Here is a 23,857-nt window from a genome sequence, read left to right as displayed (position 1 = left end):
ATCATAACGGAAACGTTAAAATGTAATAAATAACAAAAGAACGATACAACAGTAGCAAATACTAAAAAAAGGGTAAAATAAAGCCGAAGTAGATGAAATCATCCGTTGGCTAACTGGCTATGACAAAATTTTATTGCAAAAGCAACTTGATGAAAAAGTCGATTTTGAAATTTTTTTTGAAACGCACCAAAAATGAACCCGAATGTTTCGTTGATCAAAGGTGTTAGTTGTGGCTATCGCGTTGAATATATCGAAGACAAGTTAATGCAGAAAATTCGTTATATGGATAAACGGATTGATGAATTAGCTAAAGGAAAAACAATACAAAATAATAAAAATACAGTCTTATTGTTATCTAGATAGTCGTTCGTATCTAGATAGATGAGGCTGTTTTTTAGCAATTTAGTAGATGAGCTAATACAAGTGTGAATTTAGTGTAATAACCTCAAAACTAAATGGGGATACGTTGGCTTTTGTTCGATTTATTCGTATGGTAATCTACTGATAACCCTTTAACTACAAAAAAGTATGAATATTCTATCAATAAAGAGCAACGTAACATCAAAATTGCTTTTTAAATCAGGCCTAGTATGTGATATTTAAGAGAACACAGACAGGAGGGACTAACATGAAGAAAAAATTTTTTTACGATGGTCGAAGAAATCGCTTCTTTGGTGAAGGAAATGTCTCGACAAACAAAGAAGTAAAGATAAAACTGAGTAGAATGGTCACATAGTTTTTTATGTGAAATCATAAGAACATTTCATACATAAAAAACGTTTTGAAGGTAGGATGACATTTTATGGAGATAGGAAAATTGTTGAAAATCCGCAGAGAGCAAAAAGAGTTAACACAGCAGCAAGTTGCTGCAAAATTTCATGTAACGAGACAAACAGTCTCACGTTGGGAAAATGAAAAATCGTATCCAAATATTGATACCTTGGTTGAACTAAGCTTGTTTTTTGATTTTTCTCTTGATGAAATTTTAAAAGGAACTGAGTAGAATGATTATAAGAAGATTATTTGATTTATAGGCGTGAAATTTATACCTGATCAAAATTCTGTTCAATCAAAAGATTAAGCCTAGATATGAGAGTAAATAACTCTTGTGTGTAGGCTTTTTTGTTTAGAGGATATTTTACTGGTTATTATCATGTTAAACTAGCTGTAAGCAAGAAATAATCGTTTATAAAATAAAATAAGTGAGGAAATAAAATGAACCAAACGTTGTTGGTATTACAAAAAGAACACTCAGAAATTAAAAGTATAGCCATCGCAATAAAATATTGCTATAAAAAAATTATGTTCAATCAAGATAATTGTTGGGTCTATACAACATATCTTGAGCAGTTTTTAGAAAATCAGTCACCAAAGGAATTTTACAATACATTTAAGCAATTACGCACTTTTTCCTATGTTCAAGATAGTTGGAACTGGTTAGACATAAACGAATCATTATTGATTAGCCTAAGCCCAATTAATCCAGTCTCTTTTTGGTCATGGTTAGTTTGCCATCCAAACGGTTACGTCAGAGAGTTTGCATTGAAAAAAATAAGTGCTACGTCGAATTCAAAATCACTGCCTTTTCTATTAGTTTCGTTAAATGATCATATCGGAAATGTAAGAAAATTAGCTGAATACGAAATAATTAGGACGTTTAGACAGGAAAATAAAGCGACGATTCTTTTTTCTTTACCTTTAATCAAACGCTTAAAAGAGTTAGAGCACAAAGAAAATTTAGATGTGTACAATCGACTAAACACCATCTTATTGAATCAGTTTGACTTATTGGAAAAAGCTCAGTAAAGCAAGGATATCTATATTTCAAGGTATGGATTTGAGTTAAGCTTTCGACTCGACGAACAACATAAAGTACAAGTAATAAAAAACGGCTTGAAAAAAACAGACAGAATGATCTTAAGATGGACATTTAATGAAATACTAAAAGAAGAACTGTGGGAAAAAGAGTATCTATCTCAGGTGTTAAGTCATCCGCAAATGATTATTCGAAAACTAGCATGCGAGTGGTGTTATAACAATCGAGTGAAAGAAGAGCAAATGATTCCAAAATTATTGGATCAAACAGCTGTAATTAAGTATTTAGCGCTTGATTATGTGAAAAAGCAATTTCTAGATATAGACTGCAGAGAATATTATCTCCAGCATTTAAAAGATAATCCGATCAATGCAATCCATGGTTTAGCAATTTTACAAGATAAGAGAGACCAAGATCGAATGGTGCCGCTGATTAATTCGAGTAAAAAGAAAATCAGAGTATCCGTGTTGAATTGGTTGAGCTGTTTACCTTTAGAAGAGCAGGTACCGATTTATATTGAATGTTTGTCAGATTCTTCTAGGGACGTGAGAAATAAAGCGATAGATCAATTGAGTACACATTATTCATTGCAGATAAAAGAGCAGTTGACTCCTCTATTTAAAGAGAGAAAAGAAACACGCTTTCAACTGAGTATTATCAAAATTCTTGGCGTGGAAAGTCGTAAGGATTACTTTTTTGATTTGGTTTTATTGTACGTGGATGCGTCAGATCAACTAGTGAAAGATAAGATTGAACATCAGCTTATTGGATGGATGCTTAGCTGGAATCGGCGGTTCTTTTTTAGGTTTAGTTTGAAGGATAAAGTGACGTTGGCTTATTTGATGAATAAGAATTATGAGGAATATTCGGTGGGGGGGTTGGATGTGTTGTGGAAAGTTTTGAGAGAAAAGTAGTGGAGGTATTGATGGACTGGTTAATTGAAGAACAAGTTCTTAAAGAAGTTGAAGGATATAAAGAAGATTCATTTATTTATCTACTTCACGAAGAAAGCTTTATTGATTTAAATGCGTTCAAACACTTGATTACCTTGTGTGATCAATTACCTGATTTCTATAAGGCGAATGGCAAAACAAAAAATTATGTAGAGATTATTCGAATAATCTTAGATCGATTTGAATACATTTTGATGTGTTGGAGTTATCATCTTAATGAGAATGATTTATTTTGTATCAAGAATTTTCAAGAGATGGAAGAAAATGAGTGGATTATGTGGATTAATGATGAGTTAAGAAGAATCACGGAGTTATTGATTTTTTAGAATGACAATGCTTTATATTACGTAAAATAAGTCCATTTCTATCTATAAATTAAAACTTTCTTGCATAAAAGATTCCCTATTTTGAAAATAATTGTTACAATGTGTTTGGGAGAGTGTCGTTTATGAATTATGAAGATGATAGTATAAAAATCCAACTAAAAGAATATGATTTTTGTGAAAAAGAGGTTGAAAACTTAAAAGATCCATTTGAGACAAATTATCCTATTTTGTATATTTTATATAATACGGACAAAAAGAAGATGCCAGAAGCATATGTGGGACAAAGTCGCCGCTTTGATAAACGAATGTCTGAACATCTAAAAAGTAATAAGAAAGCAATGATGAAGAAAATTGTCATGATTGGACATGACACATTGAACGTATCTGCGGCGTTGAATATTGAAACGAATTTAATCAGCTGTTTTATCGCTGATGAAAAATACAAAGTTGAAAATAGAAGCCAAATCAAAGGCAGCGAATCACATAACTATTATGATAAAAGATACTATGATGAAGTATTGTTTCCAAAAATTTGGACTCGTCTTAGAGATGAAAAAATTGTTGAGCACAGTGCTGATTTTTTAAGAAATAAGGACACCTTCAAATTATCACCGTTTCGCGGATTATCACCTGAACAACAAGACTTAAAAGAAAAAGTCATCGATTTTTGTAAACGAAGTTTAGCTGATACGAAAAATGAACATCATGTCTTTTTTATTGCAGGAGAAGCGGGTACAGGGAAAAGTGTTGTTTTGAGTGCTATATTTAAAACGATTCAAGACTTAGCTGAAAAGAAAGAAAATAACGAGTTTTTTGACTTTAATCAGGACAATAATTATCTTTTGGTGAACCATAATGAGATGTTGAAAACGTATAAGAGCATCGCCGAAAGTTTACCTAATTTAAAAAAGAAAAATTTTATGAAACCAACTAGTTTTATCAATGACATCGACAAGGGAAAACGAAAACAAGCAGACATCGTATTAGTAGATGAATCTCATTTACTACTTTCTACAAAAGACAAATATAATAGCTTTGAATATGAGAACCAACTGGAAGAGGTTATCAAAAGAAGTAAAGTCACGATTGTCGTATTCGATGAAAAACAAGTTCTAAAGCTAAAAAGTCATTGGAATGTTGATAGTCTTGTTGAAATAAAAGATAAGTACCCAATTCATGAAGAATATCATTTAACGACACAATTTAGAATGAAAGCTGCTCCTGAAATCGTTCATTGGGTAGATTCATTTGTAGATAGAAAAATTTTGCCATTTCCTAAAGTGACGAAACGAGAAAAAACGGAAGCAGAAAAAAGATTTGGAGATGAAGATTTTGATTTCCGCTTTTTCTCTAGTGCTGAAGCTATGCGGATGGAAATAAACGCAAGAAACCAGAAATTTGGATTAAGCAGAATCGTTTCAACCTTTGACTATACACATAAAAAAGATGGCAAAGATTATCTAGTTGAAGAAGGGAATTTTTCAGCTCCATGGAATCGTACAGATTACAAAAAAAGTTGGGCAGAAGAAGAGGCAACGATTAACGAAGTTGGTTCGATTTATACAATACAAGGATTTGATTTGAATTATGTAGGGGTGATTTTAGGACCTTCGATTGGTTACGATGCCGAAAAGAATGAGTTGAAAATCGACATTGAAAAATACAAAGATTCAGAAGCCTTCAAAAGTCGTGAAGGAATCGAAAATATCGACAAAGTGAAAGAACAAATCATTTTGAATTCGATCAATGTTTTGTTAAAACGAGGAATCAATGGTTTATATATTTACGCAAGTGATGAAAAACTGAGAGAGAAGTTAATGACAATTCAAAAGGAGAAATCAAAATGGACGAATTAATCAAGAAAATCAATCAATTTAGAGATGATCGCGATTGGCGACAATTTCATAATCCGAAAGATTTAGCAATTTCGATTTCTTTGGAAGCTTCGGAACTACTGGAGAATTTTCAGTGGAAAACAAGTGAGGAAGCGAAAGAAAAGAATCAAGAGAATATTGAGCAGGAATTGGCGGATGTGCTGATTTATAGTTTGATGTTGGCATCTGATTTGGAGTTGGATGTTGAGGGGATTATTGAGAAGAAGTTGAAGTTTAATGAGCAGAAGTATCCTATTGAGAAAAGTAAGGGGAATCGGCAAAAATACACAGAATTATAGTATCTTGAAGAAATTATATTTATTAAATAGATAGGAGTGTTTTAAAATATGGAAGAGTTGATTTTTGATCATCAAGAAGAAGAAGAGGAAGGTGAAGATGATAGAATTGAAACACTTAGTGATTTCATTCGATTTATAGAGAATCTACCTACAGGATTTGTGTTATCAAGAGGGCAAGCAGGTGATTATCCGCTATTGCCGGGGGCTCTAAGAGTTAACAAAGGTGTTAGAAAATTTTCAAAATCAGATATATTATATTTTCAAGAAGAATTTCAAACCAATTCTCACAATTATATGAGTAATTCATTAGACTCTATGAAAAAAACTGAATGGATGATTTATGCACAGCATTACGGAATTCCTACAAAATTACTTGATTTTACATACTCTCACATAATATCATTGATGTTTGCAGTTGAAAATGCATTTGAAGATAAGGAGGATTTGGATGCTCAAGTTTGGTTTTTAAATCCTGAAAAACTGAATCTGCATTCATGTAAAAGTTCCAAAATAATAAATATAAGTGAAAGTGATGACAATATTGAAGATTATGCAGGACCAGTTGTAATAAAATCAAGAAAACTTAATGAGAGAATTAATTCTCAAAATGGATTATTTGTTTATTTTCAAGAGGGGGCAGAACCACTAGAAGAGTATGCAGAGGAAAAAATGTTAAGGAAAGTAATCATAAATGGTGCGTACAAGAAGAAAATACTTTCGTCATTATATGATATAGGAATAACTTTTACTTCTCTCTATCCAGAACTACCATACTTGTGCAAAGATATAATAATGAGAAGTAATTTGAAAAATGAACCTAGGGAGGAATAGATATGTCTGAGAAGGAAGTATTTGAAAGTAAGTCAATAAAATCAAAGCAAGAAAACACTTCTATTAATGATTTTGTAAAAAAAATAGAAAATGGGTTTAAAATTCAAAGTGATCTCAATTATGATTTAAGTGATGAAGAAACACTTGAATATACAGGGGCTGTTATTATTGCTCCTGACTATCAAAGAGAGTATCGCTCAACAATTAAAGATGAGAGCTCTTTAATTGAATCAGTCTTAGTTGGTATACCAATCCCGCCAATTTTTATGGCTGCTACAAAAGTAGGAAACAAAGATGATCTACATGTTTATAATGTAGTTGATGGTCAACATCGTTTGAGAGCATTTTATCGATTTAAAAACAACAAATTCAAATTAAAAGGATTGACTTTAGTTCCTGAATATGAAGGCGATGACTTTGAATCATTACCTTTAGATATTAAGCAGAGTATTTTAAACCATAGTCTATCTGCCATAATTTTTGATGGCTTTCCTGGAGTGGATTTTGAATTAGAAATATTTAATAGATATAATAAAGGTACTAAACCACTTACCCCACAAGAGATACGACATGCCGTTTATAATTCACATATCAATAAGTATGTGAATTCATTTGTTAAGGAAATGGCAATAGAAGATCCAAGCCCTAATCCTTTACTATCTAGAGCGTATAATACTACTAGAGATCGTTATCAAAAGAAAAAAGCCCAGGAAAATATATTCGTTGTTTTAAGTATTTTAGAAGACGGAATAGATGAAAAATATGCAAAATCAATTATTTATGCCGAAGAATATATGAAACGAAAGGCAGAGTTCGAGGCAGAAAATCCAGAAGAAAGTGACTTGGACTACAATAACTCTGTAGAGTTATTTGAAGGGTTTAACGGATTTGTTGAGAAACTGGGTGAGAATATTGAATATCCTTTTTCAAAAGAAATCTATGGTTTTTCAAATCGTAATTACAAATTTCAAATTTCTATAGCAATGATTCTTTCTGGAATATATAATAAAATTATTTCTGAATTTAGAATAAATGAAGAACCGTTGAAAAATTTTAATAAAAGGATTAATATCAAGATGTTTATGGACATTTTAGTGGTAAAACTTGGATCATCTTTTCTTGAAGATCCTGATTACAATGCTTCATCAACTAATTCAAAAAAAATGAAAGAACTTGTTGATACTATTGATTTTAGCGCTGCAATTGAATAAAAAGTTATTTTTTCGTATTAATAAGTGGTCTTCTCGATGGAATCGTTTAAATAAATGAGTAAGGATACATTATTTTACACGCCAACTAACAAAAAGTTAAACTAGCTATTACAATCCTTAATGGGCTTTTCAAATTTTAAATAATTAAAAAATTAATAGATTAAACTAGGAACACTCAACGTAGTGAACCTAGTTTATTTTATTTCAACATCACTTCGTCAAAAATTCACCCGCAATTTTCCTCTCCCCATCCAACTTCCTAACCTTCTCCTCCTCAATCTCCATCAACCTTATAAACTCCTCAAAAAAAGCATGAAACAAATGCCCACAAGCATAATACTCCTTCACAACCTGTTTCTTATTAATCGGCCCTTTCCGAAACTGAAAAAAATGATCCAACACAGCAAGCGGCTCCTCCCAAGACTGCAACCTATCCAACGTATGCTGCAAATCCGTAATATCCTGATAAGGAATCACCTTTAAACTCTGACCTTCTTTTTTCATAACCCATTTCCTCCCTTTTTAAAAGTACTCTTAAAACCAGTAACATGAAGCGCTGAACAACATCATCCAACGCCCCAATACGTAACTCATCTATCTGCGCATTGACTCAGGAAACGATTAAACAAACCAGTGATAAAAACGACTTATGGATGATTTTTCTAAGCCTGTCCGTATTCCTATCACTTTCTTCTCAAAGCAAAACAAAAAACGCTATTGTAGTAATCAGTGAGAAAAAGCCAGCTTTTCGACAACTTCCCAAAAATGCCTCAATACGAAAAGCGTATTGCTTCATTTTTAGTCCAGTTGCTCAAACCTTAACGACTTTTTATCATCCTAACGTAACTACCAATACCGTCATCAATCCCCTAGATAAAGCCCAACCCCCCATAAAAATACAAAATCCCAACTAAAAGTTTCCAGACAGACTAGAAAATCCCAGTAAAATTAGGTACAATAAAGAAAGCTAGTGCTTTTGTGCTAGCAATTGGCAACTTGTATAGATAGTTTGCGCTGTCTATGCAAGGCTTCATCATGTGATTGCTGTCAGATGGTGAAGTGCCTTTTTTACTTTGAACCACTATGTTTCACTTCGATCTCATCAATTTCTAAGAGCTAAAGCTCTAAGAATTGAAGGACCACGACTGACCAAAGGGCAGAGTGGATGATGCAAAGTACAAGGTGAACGAAGTGAATGTTGTCTCCTTGTCTTATATCTATCATTGATCATTTGCTTTACTTTGAACGAAACCTCCTTTCACTAAATTTGTAGAATAGAAAAAACGATATCAGGTAACTTCACCCAATATCGTTCACAATAGTCCCAAAGAATCATCTACCACTTTTTCAGAATAACCCAAAGAGAATCCAAGAAACCTATAGAAAAATAGGTGAACTTTAGGTACAATGAAAGAAGCTAGTACATGTTGCTAGCACTATTGGCAACTTGTTTGGGCAGTTTGCGCTGTCTTTACAAGGCTTCAAATGCTTGGTTGCTGCCAGGCTTTGAAGTACCAATTTATTTTTATATTCAGATTTGAACAGTTCATTTTCAAATGAGTTGTTTTTTATTGCACATCACAGCAATTACTTGAAGAGCGGATGATGCGCAATACTTGGCGACCGAAGAGAGAGAAGTGTCCCTCGTTCTATTCTACCTCCTAAGTATATCCGAAAAGAATACGAACACGCAATATATTTTTTCTTACTAAGAGCATTAAATAACACTAAAAATCACTCTCTTATATATAAGAAAAAATAACAAAAAGTTTTTTTAAATGTTGTTTTTAATCGACTGAAATATATTTGATAATAAGAAAAATATTCATTTAAAAAGTTCTTTTGGTATGATATACTTTCCGTTGTAGAGAAGTTATGACGGTGGCGACTTCCGAGAGGTGGTGGTGCTTATGAAAGTGAGTACTGAAATCTATGGAGAGGAGAAGCCTTTTTTCAGCATTGGAAACAATTAAACTGATCCTAAGCTTTGGTATGTTTACCATCGCTTTAATTCGTTTAGTTGTAGAATTGCTTAAAAACGACAAAAAGAAATAACCAGTCATTAACTTTAGCAGGTTAACTGGTTATTTCATTACCTAAAAACTTCGCTACCGTCTTAAACGGCTCTACATAGGAGAGGTATGTTAGCGCATATCTCTCTTATCACTTGCATTATAGCATACAACACACTTTTTTTCCATATCCACTTAAAAGAGTATTTTCTAATTCTTGCTTAGAATCCGTTTATAGATGATCGGTCTATCAAATCCAAACACTCGTTTATCCCCATTAAACATTTCCTCTTTTATGACCAATGCTTCATCAGATAGTTCTTGCTTTAAAATAAACGCTGTTTTCTTCGTAAACATACTGTGTGATTCACCAGTAAACGTCCCCTCATGTTCCTTATAGTGCAATGGAACAAATTTATCAGATACTGAAAGAACCGTAAAATCAATTTCATTTAGTTCATTAAATTTAGTGTTCATTAATTCTTTTGGCACAGTGATCGATTTTAACACAACATCACCAGATTCATCTGTTGAAAATAGAAAAATATCTGATTTGAATTTCTCCTTATTTTTCAACGTATAGTAACTTTCTTCATGCAAAAATACACCATCGAATTCTTTTGGACGATTCACAATCAAGTCATCTAGAATAGTATTATTGTGTATGGCAAAGGGAAATGTCTCTTGTTCTTCTTCCGATAGAGAGTGAAACTGCTCACTATTATCGAAACGTCCACTTAACAGTTGAATAACTTTCTTCAAATTTTCCATACCGCTCACTCCGCTTTCTTTTTAATTGGCAATTAAAGTACAATGGCTTCTATTTTATTTTATCAAAAAAACGAAATAGAAAAAAGAGACTCAGAAATAATCATCAGTAAAATGATCAAGGTACAAGAGATCAATAGGGTGAACGATAATCTATTATTTCGTGATCCGAGTCGATTAAATGAAAAAAATATTTATTTTTTGTGAAAAACGAGATATAATAGATTGTATTTTAAAGAAAGAAGGATGAAAAAATGAAAAGAAAAGCACTCTCTCTATTACTTTTAAGTTTTACAGCCGTTTTAGCTGTTGGCTGTACATCGAACAAAAGTACTAGTGACGCGTCTGATAAGAAAGAGGCTAAAACAGAATCAACAACACATGCAAAAAAATCTGAACATATCGATTATGATGATCAGGAAGAGTGGGAATTCTCTGCTGGAAAGATGCAGTCACCCATTGATATTGTTACAAAAAAAGCAGAAGCGATGACGCCAGATACTGGAACAATTACAATTGATTACGGAAAAGATATTACGAAAGCTGAGAATAATGGTCATAGTATCCAAATCACAGATGGGGGTACATCCGTGATTAATGGACGAAACTTTACCTTAAGTCAGTTTCATTTCCATGCGGAGAGTGAACATACTGTTGACGGTAAACATTATCCGATCGAAGCACATTTTGTCAATACTGCCCAAGATGGACGCATTGCAGTGATTGGAGTATTTTTCAAGGAAGGTACTGAAAATAAAGGCTTCCAAGAAGTTTTAGATGACGTAAACAATGATAAAAACGATCCAATAACTGACCTAAATGATATGATCCCATCTAATAGAAGTTATTATCATTATCTAGGTTCATTGACTACACCACCACTAAATGAAAATGTGGAATGGTATGTGATGAAAGAACCTGTGGAAGTATCTTCAGCTCAAATCGAAGAATTCAAAAAATTGTATTCACATAATAATAGAGAAGTTCAACCGTTGAATGATCGATCAATTTTAGAGCATGATGAATAAGTGAAATGTTGTTTGCAGTAATTAAAAGTTGAATAACGAGCCATGATGGTGTTTATCATCATGGTTTTTTATGTTAGAGTGAATAATCTAATGGAAATTTAACAGTTGTTCTTATTTTTTACAAAGAAGGGATGGCACTAAAAATGAAAAAGAAGGGTTATCTAGTCAGTTTGTTACTACTGTTAATAATCAGTTGTGTAACAGTTACTGCCTGTAACAAAACAAAAGCTCAGACACAAAATAGCGGAGAAACGAAGCTTAAAAATCAGGCGTTAAGCAAAGAAACAATTGAATCATCCAATAAGAAATTAAGCAAAAGGAATGCAGATTCATTCTCGTTAGATCTGAAAAATGCGAGTGCAGAAAGACTTTATGAAACTTTTAATGGTCCGAATGCAGATGAGATTATCGCTCTTTTAGAAATGAATCATGATGATTCAGATAGAATTTTAGTAACGACGGATGGGACGATATTAACGGGGCAACTTGGAGATGAAAATGGTAGGAAAGTTGATTCTAATACGGATAAAAATAGTATAACGGTGAAAGAGCTTAAAGATTTAGTTTTAAAACACAAAGAAAAGATAGATGAATTAGCAGCAAAAGATAGTTCGTTAGAGTAGTTCACTAACGGGCAAATGGGCTCGTTTTTTGTTTACTAGATAAGACGGATGTTTAAGCTTATACAAAAAATGAGTTTTAGGTGTGAACACTAATACCTTGATAGGATGGTGACGAATACATATATGCAAAAGAAACGGTTAAAAAAAGAATTATTTAGTTGCTTACTCTACCTCTTGATTCCATTGATATTGGGTGCAGTAGCAAGCATCTGGATTAAAGTATCAATTCTAACTATCGTAGCGATCCTTTATGGCATCATGCTTGTTTTTATGATCCCGTCAGATGTTTTTTTTAGTAGTACATTGGATTACAACATAAAATCAGTTAATCCAAGTTACAAACATGAAAAACCAGATTATATCGGTGGTACTAAACAACAGTTACTTCATTTTACTTTAGTGGCTTTTGGATTAGTCGTTTGTTTGTTGCTTATGTTGCTCGATTGATTCTGTTCCAAAAAAGATGAGAAAGAAGAAAAATTAACGAGTGAGCTTCAAAATAAACAGTCAGAGTTTTATTTCATTTATTCAGATGATCAACTGGCTGGATATTTAAAAATCAATGTAAATGATGCACAGACTGAAACCATTGAGGAAGATGCGTTGGAGATTGAACGAATTTATATCGATTCAGATTTTAAAAGACTAGGACTTGGAAAAATGCTTTATAATAAAGCGATAGAGCGAGCAAAAGAGTTAAACAAGACCGCTATCTGGTTAGGCGTTTGGGAGCGTAATTTTTCTGCGATGAAATTTTATCGTAAGATGGGATTTACTCAGGTAGGAGCTCATTCTTTTTTCATGGGTGAGGATGAACAGACTGATTTAATCATGAAAAAGAATCTAAAATAATCTTTTCACTGTTGAGAATGATATTCTTTCAAGCAAAATCAACCTAAAAATACCCCAACAACCTGTATAATGATACCATCAGGATTGTAAGGGGGATGATCATGAAAGACGGTTTGTACTACGCAACACAATTTAGAGATAAAAAGCTAAGCGTGACGGAGTGGATCGATGAACGGGAACAGCAAGTTAAAAAGATAAATCCTGAACTCAATGCCTTTGTTGACTGGGATACGGAAGCTGCGAAACAACAATATGAAGCTAGAGGAGCAGAAACTGGTCCTTTTTTTGGCTTACCTATTCCGTTGAAAATGCTTGGACAAGATAAAGCAGGAATGAAATCAACATCTGGGTCTCGTTTATTTCAAGAAAACCGTGCAAATTCAACGGATAATTTTGTGAAAGGTTTAGAACGATTGGGCTTGATTCCATTAGGAAAAACCAATGCGCCAGAGTTCGGCTTTAAAAATATTTCTGATCCGACGATTTACGGACCAGCTAAAAATCCATGGAATCTTGCCTATTCACCTGGAGGTTCAAGTGGTGGCGCTGCGGCAGCCGTTGCTAGTGGGTTATTTCCAATTGCTGGAGCAAGTGATGGCGGTGGTTCGATTCGGATTCCAGCTTCTTTTAGTGGACTGATTGGATTGAAACCTACGCGTGGTAGTATGCCAGTTGGACCTGATGGCTGGCGTGGTTGGCAAGGAGCATCAATCAATTTTGCTTTAACGGTGTCGATGAGAGATACCGAAACGTTATTTTATCATTTACGTGGGACCGAAAAAGCAGCACCGTATCAAGCGTCGAAAGCTGAGTGGAGTCATCAAGAGGCAGCAGAGAAACAAGTTTTGAAAATTGCTTTTTTTACGGAATCACCTGTAGGAACGCCCGTTTCAGTGGAAGCGATAAAAGCAACACACAATGCAGCAACATTTTTAGAACAACAAGGGCATGAAGTCACCGAAATGTCGTATCCAATCAATGGACGTCAATTGATCGACAGCTATTATTTGATGAATGGTGCCGAAACAGCGGCTATGTTTGAAGGGATCCAAGAGGCAATTCAGCGACCGCTGACGAAAAAGGATATGGAGCTAATGACTTGGGGCATCTACCAATATGGAATACAGCTGCCAGCAAGTCAGTATACAAGATCACTTCACCTGTGGGATCAAGCGGCATATAAGATGGAGCAATTATTCGAGGAATACGATGTAGTATTAACGCCTACTACAGCGGATATCGCACCTAAAATCGATGCAGAATTACAGAGTGATCAGATTCGTAAAGACTTGGCTCAAGCGGAGTCTCTTTCCGGTATACAGTTAAAAGACTTAATCTATGATATGTTTGAAAAAAGTCTGACGATCACGCCATATACTCAACTTGCTAATTTAACGGGACAACCAGCAATCAGTTTACCTACTCATGTAGCAGAAACTGGTTTACCGCTAGGCATTCAATTTATGGCATCTAAAGGCCGCGAAGATGTATTATTCCAAGTTGGAAAGTTGTTTGAGCAAGAACAGAAATTCTTATTACCAAAATTTTATCGTGAATCATAGGAGGTTCAAATGAAGAAAGTATTCGCTAGTTTTAGTATTGTTGCATTAAGTTTAGTGTTCGTTGCGTGTGGTGGAACAAAAGAGCAGACTGCTGGAAAAGATAACAGCTGGCAAAAAGTAGAGGATGCAAAAAAGTTAACAGTTGCCACATCAGGAACGTTATTCCCATCATCTTATTATAACGATGAGAACAAATTAACGGGTTATGATGTGGATGTCATCAAAGAAGTTGCCAAACGTTTAGATGTTGAGGTTGAATTTAAAGAATACAATGTAGATGGCCAAATTACGTCAGTGGATAAAGGGGAAGCTGATTTAGCGGCGAACGATTTTGGCTTATCAGGAGATCGCGGGAAAAAATTTATTTTATCTTCTCCAATCAAGTATTCATTTGACAGTATGATCGTTCGAAAAAGTGACGATTCTGGTATTGCTTCTCTTGAAGATTTAAAAGGCAAGAAAGCAGCTGGTGAGCCCAATACCAACTACATGAAGATAGCGGAAAAATACGGAGCAAAATTAGTAACCTACGATAATGCGACAAATGATCAATATTTGACTGATGTGGCGAATGGTCGCACAGATGTTATTTTAAACGATTATTATTTACAAAAAATGTCTGTAGGGGCGTTGCCAGATATTCCAGTGAAAATCTTAGAAGACGTCTACTTTAATGCCAACTTTACTGGCTTTTTGATGAAAAAAGACAGCACCGCTTTAAGTAAAAAAATTGATGAATCACTAAACGCAATGCAAGAGGATGGAACCATGAAAAAAATCTCTGAAACGTATTTCCAAACAGATGTTTCAGTGGAGCCGAAAGAAAAAATCGAAGAAAGTGTTTCAGTAGAGTAGATGTATATACCAAAAATCGATTTTCAGTTAATGATCGACTCAATTCCCTTTTTGTTGACTGGTTTGCCTTATACACTTGGCATCAGTATCGTGACGTTTTTGATGGGAAATGTCCTTGGTATTTTGTTGACTGTCTTGGGGATGTTGCCTTCGAAAGTGATTAAAGGGCTTGTCCGATTTTATATTTCGTTTTTACGGGGAGTGCCTGGTTTGGTCTTGTTGTTTCTGTTGTATTTTGGACTACCGTATCAATTAAGTGCACTGACAGCAGCTTGTATTTGTTTTAGTTTGACGAGCAGTGCGTTTATTGCAGAAATCTATCGTGGTTCTATTGCCGGAGTGGAGGCAGGGCAGTGGGATGCGGCGTATGCGTTAGGGTTGCCGTTTGGGAAAGTGATGCGTAAAATTATCTTACCGCAAGCCTTTCGGATTTCGATTCCAGCTTTAGGGAATGTGGCGATGGATTTGTTAAAAGGCACGTCTTTAGCTGCAATGATCACGATCCCTGATATTTTCCAAAAGGCAAAAATTGTGGGTGGAAGAACATTTGATTATATGACAATGTATATTTTAGTGGCAGTAATGTATTGGCTACTTTGTGTGGCGATAGGCTGGGGGCAAAGTTGGTTGGAGAGACATTATGTCAATCGTTATAAAGGAACATCAGAAGTGAGCTCGTAAAAATAAACTGTGTAAGGGGCTGTGTGAAAGACAGCTGCTTATATAGTTTTTTTGTTAGTGGGATTTATTGTTCTATTCTTCTCAAAAAACGAGTATAATTAAGTCGGATGATAATGATGATTAGAAAGTAGGAATAACAATGGATATGAAAGAAATAAAAGAGACAAGTCAATTTTTAGTAACGGAATATCAGGACAGTCTTAAAAATGGATTTGTTGAAACACCTAGTCAGTTCATGATGCGCATGAACGTAGAGTCAAAAGTTGAAGAATATGTCCGTCCTTTGTTAAGTCAGGTAGAGCAAGAATTTAAAAATCGTGTTAAATAATCGAGTAATCCTATTTTGGGAGCAAAGAGAATGCTTGTTTTGATTGGCTATGTAAGTAAGATGACCTCTAGGATGTCTTGCCAAAAAATCGCGAAGATGATAAGAGAGAGTTTAGATTTTTAGCCAGAAGCTTAGCCTGTTAATGGTAGAATCGAAGGTGCAAATTTATTTAGCTTGCTACAGTGCAAGCTTTTTTTGCGTGATTTTCTACTCATTTTAAGTGATAATAAATGCGAGGTGATCAAAATGACAATTGGTGAAATTTTAAAGGAAAAAAGAGAACAACTTGGCTATACTCAAAAAGAAGTCGCTCAAAAATTATATGTATCTAGACAAACAGTTTCTAATTGGGAAATCGGAAAAACATATCCTGATATAGAAAAATTACTAAATTTAAGTGATTTTTATGGTCTTTCCTTGGACGAGCTGATTAAAGAGGATTACAGAATGGCCGATAAGCTAAAAAGAGACAGCTATGAGCAAAAAATTCGAGTATATGGTTTTTTATCAGAACAATTATCGGCTATGATTTTAGGATCGATCCTAACTTGTGTCTTTTTCGGCGTTCATTTTTCAATGTTGGTTCAAATAATACTTATTGTAGTGACGTTTAGCTGCCTTATTTTTCTTTTATGGCGGAATGGTCTAGTTGAAAAAATAATAAGGTAAGAAGTTGGCTTTTCTAAAATAGTAAAATTTCATGTTTAACATTGACAAAAATAAAAAGATACTCTATATTTATGGTATCGATATCACAAGAGGAGAAAAAGATGGCTACAATCAAAGATGTTGCAAAAAAAGCTGGTTTATCGGTTTCAACCGTTTCACGTTTTTTGAATAATCATCCGTATATTTCAGATGATAAAAAAGAACGAATCCAAAAAGCAATGGATGAACTAAACTACGCACCAAGTGCGATTGCAACGCAACTTCGTTCCAAAAAATGTACGACGATCGGTGTGTTGATTTCAAGAATCACCAATCCATTTTTTTCTTATTTAGTAGATGCGATCGAAAAACAAGCAAAAGAACATGGCTATCAACTGTTGATCATGCAAACCTATGACGATCCAAAAGCAGAGTTGAAAATGCTAGAATATTTAAAACAACAAGTTGTTGCAGGTGTCATCATGACTTCTATTGAAAGCGATTCACACGTAATTGAAAGTTATTCAAAATATGGTCCCATTGTTTTATGTAATGAGAAGCTAGAAGGAACAGGGATTCCAACTATTTCCACTAATCAAGAAGAAATCAGCTACGAGGCAACCAACTATCTTATTCAAAAAGGATATCGTAAAATCGCCTATTGTACTGGTGGGAATCTAACCATTGGTGGACATGGACACCGACGAACCAAAGGGGTTGAACGGGCGCTTGCTGAACATGACTTGTCGATCAAAAGGAATTGGATTTTTAAACAGGTCCATAACATGGAAGATGGTCAAAAAGTAGCGCGAGAAATTTTGGCTTTGCCTGAAAATGATCGTCCAGATGCTGTCTTTAGTGGAAGTGATGAGGTCGCTATTGGGATTATCCAAGAAGTACTTCAGCAAGGATTACGTGTACCAGAAAATTTGGCAGTATTGGGTTTTGATAATCAGCCAAGCACAGGTATTATTGCCGTTCCACTCACAACGATCGATCAGCCAACAACAGCATTGGGAATGGAAGCCACGAAATTAATGGTTGCATTGATTGAAGGGGCAACGTACGAAGTAAATAAAAAAGAACTTATTTTATCACTAATTGAGCGTAAATCCACGTAGGTGGATTTATTCTTGTGAAAATATGATATCGATACCACATGTAATGGAAGGATGAATGACTCGTGAACATAGAAATGAAAGACAAAAAATGGTGGGAAAAAGAAGTGATTTACCAGATTTATCCGAAAAGCTTTAAGGATTCGAATAATGATGGCATAGGAGATCTTCAAGGGATTCGAGAAAAGTTACCGTATTTAAAAGAGTTAGGAATCACTACGATTTGGATCTGTCCAATTTTTACGTCACCGATGGTAGATAATGGCTATGATATTTCTGATTTTGAAGGAATCAATCCTGAATTTGGGACTATGGCTGACTTTGATCAATTGTTAGAAGATGCGAATAAGTTGGGAATCAAAGTGATTTTGGATTTAGTCATCAATCATACTTCTGATGAACATCCGTGGTTCCAGGCAGCATTGAAAGACAAAGAAAGTCCATATCGAGACTATTACATTTTTAAAGAAGGGAAAACAGAACCAAATAACTGGCGCTCGATTTTTGGCGGTTCAGTGTGGGAAAAGTTACCGGATGAAGAGGCCTATTATTTCCATGCCTTCGATAAAAAACAGCCTGATTTAAATTGGGAGAATCCAGTGTTGCGTCAAGAATTATATGCAATGATCAATAGATGGTTAGAAAAAGGAATTGCTGGTTTTCGAATCGACTCGATTACCTTTATCAAGAAGGATCAAGATTTTGCTAGCTTACCTACGGATGGCGTGGATGGTTTAGCGTCATGTAAAAGTAAAACACGAAACCGTCCAGGAATTGAAGTATTTTTAAACGAATTAAAAAAAGAAACATTTGAAAAATATAATTGTGTTACCGTTGGGGAAGCACCTGGTGTTCCTTACGAAGACTATGGTGATTTTATTGGGGATGATGGGTACTTTTCTATGATTTTTGATTTTAATTATTCTGATATCGATGTTGAATCTGGTTCTGATTGGTTTAAACGGACGAATTGGACTACGAAGGAATTCAAAGAAAAATTAAAACGCTCACAAAAAGTTTTACAGAAAAATGGTTGGGGGGCGAATTTCGTTGAAAACCATGATCAGCCTCGTGCTGTTTCTAAATTTATCAAACCTGAGTACCAAACGGATGAAGCAGCGAAAGCCTTAGGTATGCTCTATTTCTTTTTACGAGGAACACCATTCATCTATCAAGCGCAAGAGTTAGGGATGCAAAATGCCAAACGGAACACCATTGATCAATTTAATGACATTTCAAGTATCGATAATTATCACCGTTCAATTCAAGAAGGCTATACGCTAGAAGCAGCGTTGGATTTCGTCAATAAACGAAGTCGAGATAATACACGTACACCTTTTCCTTGGGATGATCGTCAATATGGAGGATTTTCAGCTACTACGCCATGGCTTGCGATGACAGAAGAATACCCCAATCGTAATGCACAGCAGAATCCAGTATTCGCTCACTATAAAAAAATGATTGAGCTCAGACAACAAGGACAAGTAAGTGAAGTCTTGACGCATGGCACAATTGTTTTCTTAGAAAATGTACCAGATAATGTGATTGCCTATAAGCGTGTATTAAATGAGAACGAAGTTTATTCCTATACTAATTTAAGCGATACGGAGGAACTAATTTCCATAAAAGGGGAACCTTTGGATTTACTCTTAAATTCTCATGGGGATCTAGTAAACGAAGAAAATGAATTAAAGCTTTATCCTTATCAAAGTGTTTTGTTTAAAAAATAAATGAGGTGAGTGAAAATGGCAATTAACTACAAACAAATTGGCGAAAAGATCCTAAACGTCGTTGGGGAAGAAAATATTACAGGAATCACCCATTGTGCGACACGATTACGTTTAGAAGTAAAAGACCGCGAAGCAATCGACGATAAAAAGGTCGAAAAAATTGATCAAGTAAAAGGGGTTTTCTTTAATGCCGGTCAATACCAAATTATTTTAGGAACCGGCATCGTGAATAAAGTCTATGACTCTCTAGTTCAAAATAACCATGAACTATTAGAAAAAGAAACGACTCTTGAAGAAATGAAAAAGCCAAGCAATCCGATCAAACACGCAATTCGTACACTTTCTGATATTTTTGTTCCGATCATTCCAGGAATCGTGGCAACGGGATTATTTCTAGGATTAAAAGGAGTCTTTTTAAATGAGAGTGTTTTAGCTTTTTTTGGAACATCAACTGATAACATTCCTGAGTTTGTACTAGTTCTTTTGGGTGTACTGACGGATACTGTTTTTGCTTTTTTACCTGCTCTAATTTGTTGGTCAGCGTTTAAAAAATTTGGCGGTACACCGATTATCGGTTTTGTGATCGGCTTAATGTTGGTATCCCCCATGTTGCCGAATGCTTATTCAGTGGCAGATATCAATAGTGGTGTTGAACCGTTGATGGCCTTTGGCTTTATTCCAATCGTAGGCTATCAAGGAAGTGTCTTAACGGCGTTAGTGATTGGTCTTTTAGGAGCGAAACTTGAAAAAATCCTTCGTAGAAAAATGCCGAACTCTTTAGATTTGATGTTTACTCCTTTTGTCGTTATTTTGGTGATGATGTTAACAGGCTTGTTAGTGTTAGGACCAGTCTTGCACTTCGTAGAAAATGGCTTGGTCTACTTCATTACAGGGTTAATCAAATTGCCATTTGGAATCGGTGGTTTGTTGATAGGGTTCTTATATCCGTTGGCTGTTATGACGGGGATGCATCATCTGTTTATTATGATCGAAACAAGTTTGTTGGCGACAACTGGCTTTAATCCACTGATTACGCTTTGTGCAATGTACGGCTTTGCGAATGCGGCAGTCAGTTTTGCAGTGAGTGTCAAGGCCAAAGATAAGAATGTAAAAGTAATTGGAACCAGTGCGGGTGTGACGCAACTTTTAGGCGTAAGTGAGCCAGCATTGTTTGGGGTCACGATTCGTTACGGGATGAAACCACTAGGTATTATGTTAGCATGTTCTGCTCTAGGGGGAGCTGTTTTGTCATTGTTAAACGTGCAAGCGAATTCATACGGGTTAGCTGTTATTTTATCGCCGTTGATGTACATTTATAGCTCGTATCAATTAGTAACCTATATCGTAGTTGGAATTTGTATCTTTATCTTGTCGTTTGTGTTGACGTATCTGTTTGGGGTACCAAAAGAAGTGATGATGTCAGAAGATGAGTATCTAGGAGAGGAACAATGAACTAGACAAATGAACAACGCTATCGAGCTATCAAATTCAAAAGAAAAAAGGTCAAAAGGTATTTGACGGTAAAGCTATCCTATTCAACCTAATTATGATTTATTAAATGACCCCAACGGTTTTTGTTAGTACAATAAAAAGTATCAATCTAGTGTTTTTATTGGTGAAGTTGACGAGCATGTGGTTACTTTGATAGGCACTCATTTCAAGAGTTAGATCAAAGAGTTGATTTTTTTTTGAAACGCAAACAACTTCGTGAACTAGGGAAGAATCACATGTTGGAAAGGGAAATTATGAAATAGGGATAAAGAACAGCTACATTTAAAGTACATCGTTAAGTTCTAAAAGAATTAAGATTTTGGAAGAAGTTAGAGTACATTTAAGTTCGATCACCTATTTACCTTTTTAAAATATAATGAGATAATAATGTTGAAAAAGTGTTATTTCGGAGGGGAAAAATGGGAGATTCATTCGTTCAAAATCAGTGTTCATCGTGTGGTGGTGCAATCACTGATCCAAACGTAAAAAAATGTCCACATTGTGGAACATCACAAGATCATGTTCAAACAATACTGGATGAAAAAAACAAAAATATTGAACTTTGTCCTAATTGTGGTTCGCCAGTTATATTTAATATTGAAAAGCAGCAGTTTGTTTGTGATTTCTGTCATTCTACGTTTACAACAAAAATTGAAAAAGATTTTGATAACTTGATATATGAGGCAGATAATTTGATTCCATTTCAAATACCAGAAGGGCTGGCAAAAAAGCAGTTTTTCGAATGGTTGATTAAAGGGGAGAACCTTCCCTTAGACATCTTAGGAAGAATCAATAATATCCAGCTAGAACAAGTTTTTATCCCATATATGTGTGCAAATGTTGTTTATGATGGCGCGTGGGGAGCTGATATTGGGTACAATCGTTCTGAGAGCTATACAGAATATGTGACGAAAGAAGATAAGAATGGAAATAAATATTCTGAACCAATCGCGAAGACTCGAACTGTTGTTGATTGGAATCATTCAAGTGATATTTTTTCAGGTACAACATTTAAAAGTTATCTAGTCAATGATGAACTAACGGGTTTGATTGCATCATTTGCTCAACGTTTTAGTCATTTGGCTTTTTTAGAGAATACGAAGCCGTTTGACGAACATTACACAGCTGGGACTCGACAATTGAAAATTTCATCTTATAAAGTTTCTTCAGTTTTACGTTCTATTCGTGTTTTTGCTCAAGAAGAAGCAGAAAAAAAAATGAATAGCATCTTACCAGGAGATGAAAATAAAAATGCGAAAATAACGAAATTCACCTATAATCTAACTTCAAAATATACGTATGTTCCGTTTTGGAAAGTAACATACAAATATGAAGACATGAATTATAGTGCAATTATGACTGCTGCAACTAAAAATAAAATAGAAATAGACGGAAACCGTCCAATCTGTCAAGAAGATTCAACAGTTGAAAAAAAAATGAGGACAAACGGTCGGTTTGGTCTTTTAGGAAGTTTACTCTTTTTCTTGATCAATATATTTAGTAATTTCCCTAGTGAAGTAGGATCAATCCTATCTATACTTTTTTTAGGTGGAATTGGTATCTGGATTTATTTTGCAATCAAGCGACATCTTTTCTTGGATCAAAATAAAAAATATCTTGAAGATAATTTAAATGAGTATCCAGAATATATAAAACTATTAAAACAATATCCAAAATAGTTTTTGAACCCTACTGTATTAATGAATAGAATAAAAAAATGGCTGAAATGTATGTTTCAGTCATTTTTAATGTATCAGTCGAAAATATGTCTACAATAATCAATTTGAAAAAACATAGACTTCAATACGGTTGTTCGATAGTATAACTATATATGCTATTTTATGTATAAAAAACATAATCTATATATGAAGAATTAAATGAAGGAGGCGTTAAAAAATGAAAAAGTCAGTAAAGTCATCAGTGATTGTGTTGGCGTTAGGATTAGGGTTGTCAATCGGAACATCTGAAGAAGCTGAAGCGATGTATGAATCGCCTTATTCATATTTCAATGATTATGGAATAAGAGAAAAGAGCTTTGCTAGTGTAGATAAACTATACACCGATCGTTATCAAATGGAGGTAGAAAAGCTTCATAAAAAGTATAACTTGGGTGTGATCACGGATGAGGAATTTGATATATTCCTTCGGCAATTGGATAAGCGCGATGAGAAGAGTTTACTTGAACGAGAAACACTTTTTAATACGTATGGATTAGTAAAAAAAGACGATTTAAAGCAGATCACCCATTTTGATACAGCGTTTGACGATTATTCTTCTTTGGCGGGAGTTGAGCAAATGCCAGTATTAGAAACAATCCAAGGAGAAGGTGGAAGCTTCAACAGTTTTAGAGAGTTGGGAAAATTAAATAAATTGAAAACAGTGAATTTGGAAGCGAATAATCAACTAACATTAAACAGTTTTAAAAAGCTAACCGACTTGGAAACGCTCGTTTTGTCGTTTAATGGGTTCGAAAATAAGGACGAAAGTACCGCTAGTGAATACACACAAGCGTTAACAACAGATATTTCAGCATTATCTCATCTGGATAAATTAAAGGAATTAAGAATCAATGCAAGAGGAAGAATGGCGACGATTACCTTAAAGAAAGGGACAACCTCTTATCAACTATTTGACCCAATCGTGCCATCAATACAATTCGATGGTGCTGAAATGAACTACGTTTCAACTATTGAAAGCAGTGAAGTGTTGGAATGGAACAATTTATCGGGAAAGGAAAGATATTTAGCATTTAGTTGGAGGATAGAAAAGGGAACAGAACTTTCTTATACAGGAGAGGGGCAAATCCCAATTCGTTGGAAAGAATAAAAGGCAAGAGTGAAGTTTTTCATTC

At 34.6% G+C, this 23,857-nt stretch carries 24 protein-coding genes and 2 pseudogenes; 24 read left to right on the top strand and 2 right to left on the bottom strand.

Features of this window, described 5'->3' with window-relative positions:
• Positions 1-79: 79 nt before the first annotated feature.
• The 9 genes and pseudogenes from IGJ34_RS10665 to IGJ34_RS10625 all read left to right on the top strand — a co-directional run.
• Positions 80-363, top strand: a pseudogene (locus IGJ34_RS10665) (DUF2200 family protein); the annotation flags it as partial.
• A 439-nt stretch (positions 364-802) separates the two neighbouring features.
• Complete coding sequence (locus IGJ34_RS10660; protein ID WP_069655212.1) at positions 803-1,003, top strand: helix-turn-helix transcriptional regulator; 201 nt, start codon at positions 803-805, stop codon at positions 1,001-1,003.
• A gap of 212 nt (positions 1,004-1,215) precedes the next feature.
• Positions 1,216-1,806, top strand: a complete 591-nt coding sequence (locus tag IGJ34_RS10655) for a hypothetical protein (RefSeq protein WP_430597434.1) — start codon at positions 1,216-1,218, stop codon at positions 1,804-1,806.
• A 105-nt stretch (positions 1,807-1,911) separates the two neighbouring features.
• Positions 1,912-2,730, top strand: coding sequence for a HEAT repeat domain-containing protein (locus IGJ34_RS10650; RefSeq protein WP_430597433.1), 819 nt, complete (start codon positions 1,912-1,914; stop codon positions 2,728-2,730).
• Positions 2,731-2,741: 11 nt separating this feature from the next.
• Complete coding sequence (locus IGJ34_RS10645) at positions 2,742-3,095, top strand: hypothetical protein (RefSeq protein WP_430597432.1); 354 nt, start codon at positions 2,742-2,744, stop codon at positions 3,093-3,095.
• A 122-nt stretch (positions 3,096-3,217) separates the two neighbouring features.
• Positions 3,218-4,951 carry a DNA/RNA helicase domain-containing protein gene (locus tag IGJ34_RS10640; RefSeq protein ID WP_430597431.1) on the top strand — a complete coding sequence of 578 codons (1,734 nt, stop codon included), beginning with the start codon at positions 3,218-3,220 and terminating at the stop codon, positions 4,949-4,951.
• Positions 4,939-5,268 carry a nucleotide pyrophosphohydrolase gene (locus tag IGJ34_RS10635; RefSeq protein ID WP_430597430.1) on the top strand — a complete coding sequence of 110 codons (330 nt, stop codon included), beginning with the start codon at positions 4,939-4,941 and terminating at the stop codon, positions 5,266-5,268. The genes IGJ34_RS10640 and IGJ34_RS10635 overlap by 13 nt, the downstream gene beginning before the upstream one ends.
• A 48-nt stretch (positions 5,269-5,316) precedes the next feature.
• Positions 5,317-6,099 carry an FRG domain-containing protein gene (locus IGJ34_RS10630; RefSeq protein ID WP_430597429.1) on the top strand — a complete coding sequence of 261 codons (783 nt, stop codon included), beginning with the start codon at positions 5,317-5,319 and terminating at the stop codon, positions 6,097-6,099.
• A gap of 2 nt (positions 6,100-6,101) precedes the next feature.
• Positions 6,102-7,310 (top strand): DUF262 domain-containing protein, encoded by a 1,209-nt coding sequence (locus IGJ34_RS10625; protein ID WP_430597428.1) that lies wholly within the window; start codon positions 6,102-6,104, stop codon positions 7,308-7,310.
• Between the two features lie 210 nt (positions 7,311-7,520).
• On the opposite strand, the gene IGJ34_RS10620 is transcribed toward IGJ34_RS10625, so the two are convergent.
• On the bottom strand, positions 7,521-7,814 hold the full coding sequence (locus IGJ34_RS10620; protein WP_430597427.1) for a hypothetical protein: 294 nt from the start codon (positions 7,812-7,814) through the stop codon (positions 7,521-7,523).
• A gap of 1,428 nt (positions 7,815-9,242) precedes the next feature.
• On the opposite strand from IGJ34_RS10620, the gene IGJ34_RS10615 reads away from it, so the two are divergent.
• Complete coding sequence (locus IGJ34_RS10615; protein ID WP_430597426.1) at positions 9,243-9,365, top strand: putative holin-like toxin; 123 nt, start codon at positions 9,243-9,245, stop codon at positions 9,363-9,365.
• 167 nt (positions 9,366-9,532) lie between these two features.
• On the opposite strand, the gene IGJ34_RS10610 is transcribed toward IGJ34_RS10615, so the two are convergent.
• Entirely contained in the window at positions 9,533-10,093 is a 561-nt protein-coding gene (locus tag IGJ34_RS10610) for a hypothetical protein (RefSeq protein WP_069655215.1), read from the bottom strand.
• A gap of 251 nt (positions 10,094-10,344) precedes the next feature.
• Here IGJ34_RS10610 and IGJ34_RS10605 point away from each other — a divergent pair, with 251 nt between their 5' ends.
• The 14 genes and pseudogenes from IGJ34_RS10605 to IGJ34_RS10540 all read left to right on the top strand — a co-directional run bounded on the left by IGJ34_RS10605 (position 10,345) and on the right by IGJ34_RS10540 (position 23,832).
• A complete protein-coding gene (locus IGJ34_RS10605) occupies positions 10,345-11,118 on the top strand; it encodes a carbonic anhydrase (RefSeq protein WP_206834096.1) in 774 nt (257 codons plus the stop codon).
• Positions 11,119-11,261: 143 nt separating this feature from the next.
• Positions 11,262-11,741, top strand: a complete 480-nt coding sequence (locus IGJ34_RS10600; RefSeq protein WP_069655217.1) for a hypothetical protein — start codon at positions 11,262-11,264, stop codon at positions 11,739-11,741.
• Between the two features lie 123 nt (positions 11,742-11,864).
• The gene (locus IGJ34_RS10595; protein ID WP_069655218.1) at positions 11,865-12,188 is read left to right on the top strand and encodes a hypothetical protein; all 324 of its coding nucleotides are present in this window, start codon (positions 11,865-11,867) and stop codon (positions 12,186-12,188) included.
• A 33-nt stretch (positions 12,189-12,221) separates the two neighbouring features.
• Positions 12,222-12,593 (top strand): annotated as a pseudogene (locus tag IGJ34_RS10590) (GNAT family N-acetyltransferase); the annotation flags it as partial.
• 101 nt (positions 12,594-12,694) lie between these two features.
• Positions 12,695-14,155 (top strand): amidase, encoded by a 1,461-nt coding sequence (locus IGJ34_RS10585; protein ID WP_430597425.1) that lies wholly within the window; start codon positions 12,695-12,697, stop codon positions 14,153-14,155.
• A gap of 9 nt (positions 14,156-14,164) precedes the next feature.
• The gene (locus IGJ34_RS10580; RefSeq protein ID WP_430597424.1) at positions 14,165-15,010 is read left to right on the top strand and encodes a transporter substrate-binding domain-containing protein; all 846 of its coding nucleotides are present in this window, start codon (positions 14,165-14,167) and stop codon (positions 15,008-15,010) included.
• Positions 15,011-15,691 carry an amino acid ABC transporter permease gene (locus tag IGJ34_RS10575; protein WP_069655221.1) on the top strand — a complete coding sequence of 227 codons (681 nt, stop codon included), beginning with the start codon at positions 15,011-15,013 and terminating at the stop codon, positions 15,689-15,691.
• Between the two features lie 139 nt (positions 15,692-15,830).
• Positions 15,831-16,019: a hypothetical protein gene (locus IGJ34_RS10570; RefSeq protein WP_069655222.1), complete on the top strand. Its 189-nt coding sequence runs from the start codon at positions 15,831-15,833 to the stop codon at positions 16,017-16,019.
• Between the two features lie 246 nt (positions 16,020-16,265).
• A complete protein-coding gene (locus tag IGJ34_RS10565; RefSeq protein WP_206834092.1) occupies positions 16,266-16,688 on the top strand; it encodes a helix-turn-helix domain-containing protein in 423 nt (140 codons plus the stop codon).
• Between the two features lie 101 nt (positions 16,689-16,789).
• Entirely contained in the window at positions 16,790-17,788 is a 999-nt protein-coding gene (locus IGJ34_RS10560; RefSeq protein WP_069655224.1) for a LacI family DNA-binding transcriptional regulator, read from the top strand.
• A gap of 74 nt (positions 17,789-17,862) precedes the next feature.
• Entirely contained in the window at positions 17,863-19,515 is a 1,653-nt protein-coding gene (locus IGJ34_RS10555; RefSeq protein ID WP_430598533.1) for an alpha-glucosidase, read from the top strand.
• A gap of 15 nt (positions 19,516-19,530) precedes the next feature.
• The gene (locus IGJ34_RS10550) at positions 19,531-20,967 is read left to right on the top strand and encodes a PTS transporter subunit EIIC (RefSeq protein ID WP_430597423.1); all 1,437 of its coding nucleotides are present in this window, start codon (positions 19,531-19,533) and stop codon (positions 20,965-20,967) included.
• A gap of 458 nt (positions 20,968-21,425) precedes the next feature.
• Positions 21,426-22,685 (top strand): zinc ribbon domain-containing protein, encoded by a 1,260-nt coding sequence (locus tag IGJ34_RS10545; protein ID WP_430597422.1) that lies wholly within the window; start codon positions 21,426-21,428, stop codon positions 22,683-22,685.
• 217 nt (positions 22,686-22,902) lie between these two features.
• Entirely contained in the window at positions 22,903-23,832 is a 930-nt protein-coding gene (locus IGJ34_RS10540) for a hypothetical protein (protein ID WP_430597421.1), read from the top strand.
• Positions 23,833-23,857 lie beyond the last annotated feature (25 nt).

Source organism: Enterococcus sp. AZ177 (assembly GCF_050544585.1).
Classification (GTDB): Bacteria; Bacillota; Bacilli; order Lactobacillales; family Enterococcaceae; genus Enterococcus_L; species Enterococcus_L plantarum.
Note: the sequence above shows the minus strand (reverse complement) of the source record. Positions and strands in the feature narration are given on the sequence as shown.